Origin of the sequence: Lysinibacillus sp. FSL K6-0102 (assembly GCF_038003545.1) — a bacterium.
Taxonomy (GTDB): domain Bacteria; phylum Bacillota; class Bacilli; order Bacillales_A; family Planococcaceae; genus Lysinibacillus; species Lysinibacillus capsici.
The window spans coordinates 2,440,993-2,453,691 of sequence record NZ_JBBOPH010000001.1; the positions used below are offsets into that span (position 1 = coordinate 2,440,993).

At 38.2% G+C, this 12,699-nt stretch carries 8 protein-coding genes; 6 read left to right on the forward strand and 2 right to left on the reverse strand.

What is annotated here, in order from left to right; translation table 11 throughout:
* Positions 1–233: 233 nt before the first annotated feature.
* The 4 genes from NYE73_RS12405 (at position 234) to NYE73_RS12420 (ending at position 6,833) form a co-directional block, all read left to right on the forward strand.
* Positions 234–3,188: an EAL domain-containing protein gene (locus tag NYE73_RS12405; protein ID WP_259950732.1), complete on the forward strand. Its 2,955-nt coding sequence runs from the start codon at positions 234–236 to the stop codon at positions 3,186–3,188.
* A 121-nt stretch (positions 3,189–3,309) separates the two neighbouring features.
* Positions 3,310–4,743 (forward strand): spore germination protein, encoded by a 1,434-nt coding sequence (locus NYE73_RS12410; RefSeq protein ID WP_259950733.1) that lies wholly within the window; start codon positions 3,310–3,312, stop codon positions 4,741–4,743.
* Positions 4,740–5,624, forward strand: coding sequence for a spore germination protein (locus NYE73_RS12415; protein ID WP_259950734.1), 885 nt, complete (start codon positions 4,740–4,742; stop codon positions 5,622–5,624). The genes NYE73_RS12410 and NYE73_RS12415 overlap by 4 nt, the downstream gene beginning before the upstream one ends.
* Before the next feature lie 132 nt (positions 5,625–5,756).
* A complete protein-coding gene (locus NYE73_RS12420; protein WP_048392902.1) occupies positions 5,757–6,833 on the forward strand; it encodes a Ger(x)C family spore germination protein in 1,077 nt (358 codons plus the stop codon).
* Positions 6,834–6,876: 43 nt separating this feature from the next.
* Here NYE73_RS12420 and NYE73_RS12425 read toward each other — a convergent pair whose 3' ends face one another.
* On the reverse strand, positions 6,877–8,223 hold the full coding sequence (locus NYE73_RS12425; RefSeq protein WP_048392901.1) for an MATE family efflux transporter: 1,347 nt from the start codon (positions 8,221–8,223) through the stop codon (positions 6,877–6,879).
* Between the two features lie 171 nt (positions 8,224–8,394).
* Here NYE73_RS12425 and NYE73_RS12430 point away from each other — a divergent pair, with 171 nt between their 5' ends.
* Positions 8,395–9,471: an undecaprenyldiphospho-muramoylpentapeptide beta-N-acetylglucosaminyltransferase gene (locus NYE73_RS12430; RefSeq protein WP_048392899.1), complete on the forward strand. Its 1,077-nt coding sequence runs from the start codon at positions 8,395–8,397 to the stop codon at positions 9,469–9,471.
* A gap of 80 nt (positions 9,472–9,551) precedes the next feature.
* Here the strand turns inward: NYE73_RS12430 and NYE73_RS12435 are convergent, their stop codons facing one another.
* Positions 9,552–10,100, reverse strand: a complete 549-nt coding sequence (locus tag NYE73_RS12435) for a GNAT family N-acetyltransferase (RefSeq protein WP_004230128.1) — start codon at positions 10,098–10,100, stop codon at positions 9,552–9,554.
* Positions 10,101–10,642: 542 nt separating this feature from the next.
* Between NYE73_RS12435 and NYE73_RS12440 the strand changes: the two genes are divergently transcribed.
* A complete protein-coding gene (locus NYE73_RS12440) occupies positions 10,643–12,670 on the forward strand; it encodes a diguanylate cyclase domain-containing protein (RefSeq protein ID WP_259950735.1) in 2,028 nt (675 codons plus the stop codon).
* Positions 12,671–12,699 lie beyond the last annotated feature (29 nt).

Sequence of the window (12,699 nt, forward strand, 5' to 3'; positions counted from 1 at the left end):
CTTAAACTATTTCTTTGGCTAGAGGCATCCCCTAATAAAAAAGAGCGATTCTCCCTCTTAAATGGAGCGAATGTTCAAATAAAAAGAGCAATCCCCCTAAAAAAAGAGCGCTTCTCCAGCGAAAAACGGTCGATGAAACTTTTCTTTCTCTTTTATAAATAGTAGTTTTTAAACTGTATTTTGGGGGAATTGATAAATAAGTAGTGGGTAAAAAGTAGGGAGAGGTGAGATGGATGAAAAAGCCGAATCTATTAAAGCAGTTTTTTACAAAAGAAGAAAGACCGCATACGTTTGCGCTGGCAACAGCTCAAGACCATCGTTTATTTTCATATGCCATGTCCTTTGCCAAGTATCACCCCGATATGATGATTGTGTTTGCGGCAGATGGCGAAATTATTTACGTCAATCAAGAAGCACTCTATGAACTATTACAATATCGACCTAGTCATGCAGAAGATTTCAAGAAAATTCTGACTGATGTAGATTATAAACGATTAAAAAGAGCGTTCAATCGAACATTACGAGGAAAGTCGGTCAAGATTGATATTGAAAGACTACAGCATCAAGGACAAAACCTAAGCCTCGTACTGACGTTTATACCAATCAAAAATGACGACAATCAGGCCGAGGGGCTCTATTTAATCATTGAAGATATGTCCACGTATTCAGCCATGAAGCATCAGTTAATGCTACATGAGAAGCATTTAAATTACGCCCAGCATATTGCGGCAGTTGGGAGCTGGGAGTACTTTATTCAGCATGACAAACTGTTTTGCTCAGATAACTTTTATCATATTTTTGGCTTTGCACGTTCAGATAACGATGGTATTGATCACGTTTTCCAGTTCATTCATCCAGATGATTATGAAAGGACATATGATGCATTTAATCATGCTCGAAAAGGGACTAATTTTGACAGTGACTTCCGAATTTATCACGGTAAAACCAATGAGCTGCGTTTTCTACAGGCAGCCGCCGAAGTCATATGGAAGGATGACAAGCCCTTTAAGATGATTGGGGTTGTCAAAGACGAAACGGCTTTCAAACTACTTGAGAAAACACTAAATGATACATTAGCCAACTATCATTCTATCTTTGACAATTTAGATGCAGGGATTTGGATGCGAGATTCCATTCGTGGCAATATGCTGTTCGCCTCTAAAGGATTGGAAGGAATTCTTGGTATTCCATTAGCTAAGCTTTATGATGACTCAGAAGTATGGATTAATATGATTCATCCTGCACATCGTGAGGAGGTATTAGCGTATACTGATCATCTCGCTTCAGGCAAAAGCTATCAAGTGATTTATCGTATCCTAACGGGGGAGAATCAGACAAAGTGGTTGCTGGAGCAAATTGTGCCGAGACTAGATCAGCAAGGGGAGGTCAACCATATTTTCGGCTTAGTAACTGATATTACAAAGGAGATTGAACGAGAAAAGAAGCTTAATTATTTAGTGTATTATGATGAATTGACAGGTTTACCAAATCGCTTGAGCTTACATGATAAAGTTGATACCCTATGCTTAGCTGGCGAACCCTTCGCACTATTATATATTTCGATTAACCGCTTTCATATCTTAAATAATGCGCTAGGTACGAAAATCGGTGATGAGCTTCTGCGCACGGTGACCAACTACTTTTCAACACTAACAGATGATCACAGTTACATGGCACGTTTAGACAATCAGCATTTTATCATTGTCATGAAAAAATATGTGAGCAAGCAACATATTTACGCGCTGGCTAGCCGTATACTGAAAACCTTTGATACACCTTTTTCGATAAAAGACTATCGCTTGCACCTATCTGCTAGCATTGGTATTGCTTTTTACCCAGAGGAGGGCTTAACGAGAAACATTTTATTAGAAAATGCATATTCAGCTTTATGCTATGCGCAACAGCAGGGAAGGAATCGTTTTCATATTTATGCCTTTACAGAGGATATTACTTCCTATAAACAGTATGTGTTAGACCGAGATATGCGACAAGCCATGTTAAATGAGGAATTCGAATTATATTTCCAACCATTGGTGGAGCCGCAAAAGGGGGTTATCAACGGTGCAGAAGCGTTAATTCGTTGGCATCATAAAGAATGGGGCCTTGTGTCACCTGGTGAATTTATTCCATTAGCGGAAGAAAACCATATGATTCACATCATTACAGATTGGGTGATTAAAAAAGCATGTGCGTTGTTACAGCACTGGAAGCAGCAAGGGCATGTGCTGCGAACAATTAGTATTAAGATATCGCCAATCCGTCTGATGAAAAAGGGCTTTATTCAGTTTGTCCAAGAGCAATTACAGGTAAATTCGATTGACGCGCATTATATACAGTTCGAGATTAGCGAAAGTACCATCTTAAAAAATAGTACAAGTGTGATGACCGTTCTTAAAGAATTACAAGACATCGGTGTCAAAATTGCTATTGGTGATTTTGGAACAGGCTACTCTTCCTTAGAATCATTGCGAACATTCCAACCAACGACACTCCATATCTATGAAGCGTTTATCCGTGAAATTCGTCATGATCGTCCGATTGAAAATGGACTCATTTCAGCAACGATTTATTTAGCCAAAATGCTTGGTATTCAGGTTGTGGCAAAAGGAGTTGAAAGTTACGAGCAATTTATCTTTTTAAAGCAGCAAGAATGTGATTATTTGCAAGGTAGTATTTATACGAAGGCTGTTCCCTCGAAAGCCTTTGAAAAAATGCTGGCACAAGGCATTTTAACACCACAAAAAGCGATTGTTCATAAAAAACCTGTGGTGGAGCGACGCAAATATTACCGTTTTCAATTCCCGGCCTATGTGAAGGGCTTCATGACAATTATCGAAATGAATGAGCAAAAAATTAATATCGGTCATACACCTATCATCATTGAAAATATTAGCTTAGGCGGCATGAAGATTCGCTCTTCTTTGAAGCTACCCGTTAATCAAACGATGAAATTTAAATTTAGCTTTATTTTAATGAATCAATCATTTAACCTAGAGGGTACTTTTAGATGGACCTTAGAAGAAAAATACCAAATCTATTCTTATGGCGTCGCCTTTAATTTGACGCAGGAGGATGAAGGAAAATTAGCCCCGATCATCAATCGAATGACAGCCTTGCATAATCACCATGAAAAAATAGAGGGAACGCCCTTTATGTATGAGGATATTGAAGCTTATTTTAAAAAATAGCTGATCATGAAGATGCCCAAATGTTCTAGAGGGCATCTTTTTTTCATGGCGTGGAATCACACGAACTAAGCGTTTGAAATACACGAAAAATGCTTATACTCTCCAGTAGAGGAGGCGTTTTATGGATAAAGTGGAGTATATGATCAAAAGCCTACAAAAAGCATTCTACCATTCCTCGGATTTGACCGTCAGACAAATAGATTGGCATGAAGGGGACACGGCTATTTTATGCTTTTACGCTTCTCTTGTTGATGCGAAGGAAGTACAAAAAATACTGGATACCATTTATGCACGTTTAGATACAGAAAAACCTTTTTGGAGTGAAACCCTACTTACAACACTCGATAATTTTGCGCTACCGCAAGCGATTGAACGGGTTTGCCAAGGTGAAACGCTCGTGATTTTGCCTGATACGGGAAAAATGCTGACGTTAGCGATTACCAATGAAGTTCGTCGTAATCTTGAGGAGCCAAACAATGAACATATTCTGCGAGGCTCCCATGAGGGTCTTGTGGAGCGTGCGGATACCAATTTAACATTGATACGAAAACGAGTGAATAATCCCGCTCTTGTGGTCAAATCTTTTACAATTGGACAACAAACTAACACTAAAGCTTATTATCTCTACATGGATGGGGTTATACAGCCTGAAACCTTACAAGAGATGGAAAAGCGGATTGCGGACATTAAAATCGACTATTTTTATAGCATTGGCCAGTTAAGTGATGCACTAGAGGATTCCGTGTTATCGCCATTTCCACAATTGTTAAATACAGAGCATCCAGATCGTGTGGTAGCCCACTTAGTGGAGGGTAAAGTTGTGGTCATGACCAATATTTCGCCGTCTGCCATGATTGGCCCTGTGACATTTTTCTCTTTCTATCAAACACCTGATGACTATAATAGTCGGGTAGTGGTTGGCTCTTTTTATAAAATAGTGCGTTTACTGTCGTTTGTAACGGCGGTTTTTTTACCAGCATTTTATATTGCTGTGATTAGCTTTCACTTTGAGGTATTACCCTTAGAATTAAGTAATCAAGTAAAAAATGATGTTAATGATATACCTTATCGACCGTTAATTGAAGCACTGATACTTGAGATTATTATGGAGCTCATTCGAGAATCAAGTATTCGGTTACCACAATCAGTAGGGCAAACGATTGGGATCGTAGGGGGATTAGTGATAGGAGATGCCATTGTAAGTGCGGGACTCGTGTCGAACTTAATGGTCATTGTTGTCGCCTTAACGGCCATTTCAAGCTATGTTGTCCCGTCCGTTGAATTGAATAGCACGATTCGCATGATCCGTTTTCCGTTTATGCTACTTGCCTCATTATTTGGGTTTTTAGGCATTGTGGTAGGAGTTGTCATCCTATTAATTCATTTAATTAGTTTAACGTCATTGAAACAGCCGTATTTTTCACCTATCGTACCATTTCAACCGAAAGCTGTTTATAAAATTTTTTTACGCTGGCCATTTATTAGACCGACAGTCCAAGTTACTTCCTTTCAACCACCGAAGGATGAAAAGGGAAAAAATGAGGATACACCATGAATTTTTCTCTATCAAAGGCTCAATTTTTTTTACTACTCTTTATCATTCAGACAGGTGTTGTCTACATTGCCTTTCAAACACCGTTAATCATATACAGTCAACATAGTGCATGGTATGTCTTCTTCCTTGCTAGCATCTTCCATTACGGCTTGCTGTTATTTTTTGAACGCTATTATCAATTTTTCTTTTTAAATGGGTTCTTTCGCTGGGTCTATCTGATCTATTGGTTATTAATAACAGCTGTATTAATTGCCTATATGGGGTATGTTCTGGCCTCATGGGTCTTGCCCCGAACACCTGAATGGATTGTTGTCATGATGATTGTAGGGCTATCTTTGTATGCCAATTTAGTTAGACCAGAAACCATCATCAATATTGGTGTCATGCTAATTCCTATCATTTTCCTCTTTGTCATTTTTTTAATGCTGGCTATTCCAGATTTAACGTGGAGTAATCTTTTTCCCGTTGAGTGGAACAATACTAGGCAAATCATGGCGGGCATGATTCATAGCATGTATGCCTTTTTTGGGATTGAAATGTACCTCCTTTATCGTCCATTTCTCAAACAGGATTTACAGGTGAAGGGAAAGCCCTTATTGATTTATCAACTCGTCATTTTTTTCTTTTATTTTATTTCGGTTGTCTTTACACAAATGTTCTTTGCTTTGGAGGAGGTTCAACTAATACCAGAGCCTATTATGTATATTTTAAAATCACAGGAAGTGAATTTTGTAAAACGGCTGGATATTTTTTTCATCTATATTTGGCTTTCTTGGTCCATTGTTACGGTCATGATCTACGGTTTGTCCCTTCGTGTGCTTTATTTGTCAAAAAAACGGAAGCATCCGAAACGAAGTATTGTTTTTTTCATCTTCTCTTAGCCATCCTGCCGCTATTTGTCATGCAATTTCAGCGCATTGAGTTTATCAAAAATTCTATACACTACGTACTCATTGTGTTTACGATTCTACTACCAATGATGATAATTTGTTGGAATAAATGGAGGGGAAAACGTGTATCGTAAAGGGATTATGCTCCTCTTGTCTATGTTACTTTTAGCTGGCTGTTGGGATGAACGACTTTATAAAAACGCTTCCGTTGTGACGCTCGTTGGGGTGGACGGATATATAGGGGCATACAAGGGATATTATGCCTATCCGAATACAGCAGCTCAGCAAAATGAAGTGATTGAAGCGGACGGCATTTCACCAAGAGATGTACGGAATCAAGCCAATTTAAAAGTAGAACAAACACTTGATTTATCTGAGTTATCGACCATCCTTGTATCGGACCAAACGGTAAGAGAGCCTCTTTATGATATTTTGGATATTTATTTTCGTGATCCCCAAAACCCGATTTCGATAAAAATTGCTGTAACAGAAGGGGATGTCAAGCCGTTTATAGAGCTAACAAAGGATTTAGCAGGGGGGGCAGGAGGCTATTATGAACGTTTTATGGAAAGCACAGAGGAAAATACAATTTTTCCAAAATTAGATTTACAGACGGTTGGCTCCATGCTATTTGAACAGACAATTGATATAGCACTTCCGTATATTCAGTTAAGTGAGGATAAAAAGCATGCTGTTGCGGCAGGTGTCGCTTTGTTCTCAGGTCAAACGTTTACGGGTACAATATTAACACCAAAACAATCTCTCACGATGCTTCTCTTAATGAATCAACCTAGCAAACAAGCGCGGATGAGCTATATGTGGAAGCATGATGGAAAATCGATGCCAATCACGGCTGATGTTATTCATATCAAGCGTCAATGGACGGTGAATGAGGAATTAAAAAGAATAGACATGGATTATCTCATAGAGGTAGAAATTGAGGAATTTGCACATGACCATTTATATAAAGACCCCGTTTTCAAGGAGGTTCAGCAGTTGATTCAAGATCATGTGCAGGGAGAGTTTGAGGAGGTTTTGCGGATTCTTCAAGGTCAGCAATCGGATACGTTGGGGATTGGTCGATATATTCGTGCTTATCACCCCAAAATGTTTCAGAAGGATTGGCATGCTGTCTATGCATCCTTACAGCTAGTGCCGTCTGTTCAAGTGAAAATCATTCGCACAGGTGTTTTACGCTAAAAAAATCGCCTTTCTCAAGTTAGAGAAAAGCGATTTTTTGTTGTTAAACAGTGACTCTTTTTTGAACAACCAATAGACGAATTAAAAGAGTAATTGCGCCCATTGTTAAACCTGCCACAAGGCCAATCCAATAGCCAAATGGGCCGAAATCCGTATGTGTGGCAAGGGTATACCCAACTGGCAAGCCAATTACCCAATAAGATATAATGGCCATGATAAACGTGATCATAACATCTTTATAGCCTCTCAATGCGCCTTGTACTGGTGCTTGTATTGCATCAGATAGCTGGAAAATGGCTGCGTAGACTAAAAATTGTACGGCATACTCAAGTACCATCTGATCTGTCGTATACATATGTGCTACAGGTTCACGTAAAATAAACAAGATGCAAGCTGATATAAAGCTAAATAAAATGGCTGTGCCGACACATAGATAACTATACATACGAGCATCTCGCATGCGACCAGCGCCGATCTCAAAACCTACTAATATTGTGACACCCATAGAAATACTGAGCGGAACCATGTATAACAGAGAAGTGAAATTGATGGCAATCTGATGGGCTGCTATGATTTCTGTGCTAAAATTACTCATCATCATGGTCACAGCAGAAAAAATACTTGTTTCTGCAAATAGGGAAATACCGATCGGAACCCCAATCAATAAAATTTCCTTCCATCGAAGCCATTCAAGCTTAGGCCAATCGTGAAACAGACGGAATCGTTCGAACGGTACTCGTTTAGCGATGATCCATACTGTAATCATGAATATTAGCCAGTACGTTATTGCTGTCGCTACACCAGCTCCGACGCCGCCAAGCTCAGGCGCACCAAATTTGCCGAAAATAAAGATATAGTTCAGCACGATATTAATGGGTGTTGTCATTAAGGTAATGATCATCGTGACCCGTGTCTGACCAAGGGCGTCAATAAAGCAACGCATAACAAAAAATAAGAAAAGTGGCAAAAGACCCGCACACATCGCATAGATGTAGCCTTTTGCAATGCTATGTACAGCAGACTCTAAGTTCATCTTACTAAGTATCCAATCAATGCCAAAGAAGAGTCCTGTAAAAATAAGGATCGCCAGCAATATGGCGACATAAATGCCTTGCTGGACTGCCTTTTTTGCATCCATCTCTTTTTTCGCTCCCACAAGCTGTGAGACAATTGGCGTAATAGCTAGGAGTATACCTGAAAGTCCAGTATAAATCGGCATCCAGATAGAGGAACCAATCGAAACACCTGCTAAATCAACCGTCCCGTAACGACTGGACATTAAAATATCAAAAAATGAAATAAGATAAATAGCTACCTGTGTCACTAAAATAGGGACAATCATTTTTAAGAGTAGCACGTATTTTTCCTTAATTGTGGATGTTTGATACATATTTTCTACTTCCTTCATGAACATAATGAACAAGTATAGCATATGTAAAGAGAGAAAAGCTGAAATTTTCATGCTTCATCTATATCTTTTCGTCAGCATATAGTAAAATAGAACACTGTAAACAAAAAGTAGTGCTAACTACAATGGTTTTTAAGGAATAGGAGAATTTGTGTGAAACAACAAACAATCATTTTAACCGGTGGTGGGACAGCTGGCCATGTATCGTTAAATCAGGCGATACTCCCGTCTTTACTAGAACTTGGTTATGATGTCCACTATATTGGCTCAGAGCAAGGTATTGAAAAAGAATTAATTGGCGAGGCGTTCCCCGATGTTCCGTTTTATGGCATTGCGAGTGGTAAATTGCGTCGTTATTTCTCCATGAAAAATTTTACAGATCCATTTAAAGTGCTTGCTGGAATGATGCAGGCTTTTCGTATTATTAAAAAAGTGAAGCCACAGGTTGTCTTTTCAAAGGGAGGGTTTGTCTCTGTACCCGTTGTGATGGCAGCGAAATTAGCAGGTGTGCCAGTCGTCATCCATGAATCTGATGTAACACCTGGTCTTGCTAATAAAATAGCCTTACCTTTTGCTTCGCATGTATTCACAATTTTTGAAGAAACTCTGAAGCATTTACCTCAAGAGAAGGCTACTTGCACAGGCTCCATTATTCGTCCTGAGTTATTTGAGGGAGAAAGAGCAAGGGGGCTAGCTTTCTGCGGCTTTTCTACTTTAAAGCCTGTTTTACTTGTTATGGGAGGGAGTTTAGGCTCTGTTGTCTTAAATGAGGCACTACGTAAAAACTTACCAGAGCTCCTCAAGCAATTTCACATCATTCATTTATGTGGGAAGGGGAATTATGATGAAGCACTGGAGGCAATGCCAGGCTACAAGCAATTTGAGTATGTGACAACAGAGTTACCTGATTTATTGCATGCTGCAGACTTTATTGTGTCACGAGCAGGCTCTAACTCCATTTTTGAATTTTTAGCGCTTCACAAGCCGATGCTATTAGTACCTCTCTCAGCGCAAAAAAGCCGTGGAGATCAAATTTTAAATGCCAACTTGTTTAAAAAACAAGGTTACGCAGAAGTGTTACAGGAAGACGAGTTGACAAAGGAATCTTTTATGAAGTCTGTTCATACACTAACAGAGCGTAAAGTGGAAATGGTGGAGACAATGGCAAAAACGCAAAAACCAAAAACACCAGATGAAATGGCGTCATTAATTTTACGGTACAAGAAATAAGTGCTATTTGAAAAAAGAAAAGAAGCTATGAGGTAGGTCGAAATGACAAAACCTTATAGCTTCTCTTTTATATATACACACTACATTGCTTGCTCTTCGCCTTCTTGCATTTGATGTGCCGTTGTTAGGTAGAATAAATCTTTTGGAATTTTAAATAAATTAAATTGTGCCTCACCGCTATTAACCTGCGCTAATAATGTTGGATGACTTTCATTGGCACTCACCACATAGGGAAGCTTTAAAGCAGCACGCTGTGATTTTAAATTTTCAACACGTATACGGAGAAAGACCGTATGAAAATTATAGTCAAAAAATAACTCGTTCAAAAATAACATTTTTGCTTTTTGATTATAACCTTTACCTTGGTAAGGGAGTCCAATCCACGTTCCTAGAAAGCCTGCACCGTCCTCCACATCGTGAATACTAATGGTGCCGATTGGTTGACCCCAATCATCAGTTATGGTCCTCGAGATAGCGAGTCCTCTCGCTTCCTCTTCAATCAGTTGTTTTGTCATAAACCAATATTCATCAGCGGATGTGGCTTTTTGACGGACAAAAGGGAATACAGAAGGGTGTGATAATAGCTCATAAAGCTCTGTACATTCATGCAGGTCTCGATGTTTAAGCATACGAAACGCCTCCTTTACTAGGGTAGTTAAAACAATTCCGTTGAAGCATAAAGAAGAAAACTAAAATTCGTACTGGAATTAAAACCCAAAGAACTAGACGTTATAACTATGATATTCCATAATCTCCCGCTGTCTTACTGATTTCGACCATACCGAAAAAAGGCTAGTTTTTTAAATATAATATAACATATAAACTGCTTGATGCAATCATTTTGCTCGTAAAAAAACAAAATTTGAGTTTAATAGTCAGTAAATTCTGATAAATGAAATGTGATTATCCATAATATTGTTGTTTTTTAGCATTAAGACTAACCTATCAATTTTAACTAATATTAATCATTTATCTACATCTTTAGTAGGATTGTTGGCTTGTTATAATAGGTAATATATCAAATATTATCCTTAAAAGGATATAATTTTTACGATTCTAGAAAGGTAATTTTTTATTTTTATGTTATAATAGTAGTATTATTTTTAATCTAACAACACATACATACGAACATTTCTATCATGATGGCAATGGCTTTTCTGGAGGTGACAGCATGGAGTATATTTTAAGCGAAGATTTCTTTAACTCATTATTTATTGGCAAGGATTTTGTTTTTCTCGTGAAAAAAGTAGGGGACGATTATCAATATATTCGCTTAAATCAAGCAGCTCAGGATCTGTTATCGAATGAGGCGATTGGCAAAATGATTTCGACCGTTACCTCAAAGCGTAATTTTTTGATCATTCAGAAAAATTACCATGAGGCCATTAGAGAACATAAACAGGTTGACTATGTAGATTATGCATATGTTCAGTCGGAGGTTTGTAAATATGAAACATCCGTCAGACCGTTGAAATATAAGAACGAAGACTATATTTTAGCCATCACGAAGGAAATACTTTATGACCGCAGTATTGAAGATAAATTTTTATTTATGCGGTCCATGTTTGACCATGCCTTTTTCTCAACAGTCATTTTATCGGCTGAAGGAATGATATACGAAGTGAATTCAAGCTTTATGGAAGATTTTCAATTAGATAATGAAACCGTCAAACAGAAAATGTTTGTGGATTTACCGATTATTCCAAAGGAAGAAGTTGAACAAATAAAAATTTGTTTGCAGAAAGCTGCAAGAGGGGAAAACGTTGGCGAGAAGTTTATTAAATTGCATACATTGGACCAACAGGAACGCATGTATTTACTGTCACTATCACCAGTGATGCAGGATGATAATTCATTTGCCATATTTCTTATCATGCAAGATTTTACACAATTTACTTTACAAAAAGCAGAATTACGCTCAAAGTCTCACGGGCTAGAAGTATTTAAATCTGCATTAAATTCAGCTACAGCCATTGCTGTATTAGATCATAATTGTAACATTACCGAAGTGAGTGAGATGTTTTTACAGGCTTCTGGCTACACGGCGGAGGAGTTAATCGGTCAGCCCTACGCATTGATTGAACCACGATTCCGTGGGCAAGACCTTTTTCAAATAATTGAAGATAAGCTGGACACGATGGGAATGTGGCGTGGAGAACTTTGCTATCGAACGAAATATCATGCAGATTACTGGGTAGAAACTACCATCGTTCCATTAAAAGATGAGTTTGGTCAAATCGAACAAATTTTAACCATTAACTATGATATTACGGATAAGAAAAGAATGTTCACAGAATTAAAAAATATTGAACGTACTTTCAGACTCATTACAGAAAATACAAATGATTTAATTGTGATTACAAATGAGGATGGCATCATTATTTATGCTTCCCCGTCCTATGGTATTTATTTAGGTTATGAAAATGTAGAGCTACAAGGACAGTTTTACAGTGACATTATTGATCGAGAAAGTAAAGGCGAATGGCAAACATTCTTGAATAATTATACAGGGCAAACAGATTCACAGTTTGAGCTTTTACTGAAGGCGAAAGATGGAACGCCGATTTGGACAGAAGGAAATGTCACGGTTGTGCACGACCCTGAACGTGAAAAAGTTTCTCAAATTATGATGGTGTCTCGTGAAATTACACATCGCAAAGAAAGGGAAAATGATTTGCTGTATTTAGCCTATCACGACGCTTTAACACAGCTACCTAATCGGCGTTTTTTAGAAAAGGAGTTTCCTAAAATCCTAGCAGAAGCAAATGAAAATCAAACCTGTGTGGCGATGCTCTATATAGATGGTGATGATTTTAAAGAAGTAAATGATCGCTTTGGCCATGAGACGGGCGATGCGTTTATTCAGCGATTCGGCAGTTCCTTGAACAAAACAGTTCGAAGCCATGATATGGTTATTCGAATAGGTGGCGATGAATTTATTGTCATCTTAACTGGCTTAACAAGAGATCAGAAAAAAAGACATCATCAAATTATGCATATTATTCGACGGATTCGCGATGAATTAGCAGAAGGCTGGATGATAGAGGACCATCTTTTTACACCAACTGCTTCAATTGGCATTGCCTATTACCCAGACCATGCTCGAACATTGGATGAGCTAATGGATTTAGCTGACCAAGCATTATATAAATCAAAAGAGTCGGGGAAAAACAACCTCTCCATTTCAGATATACACTAAAAAGTCTGTCCACAAGTTTTCCTTGTGAG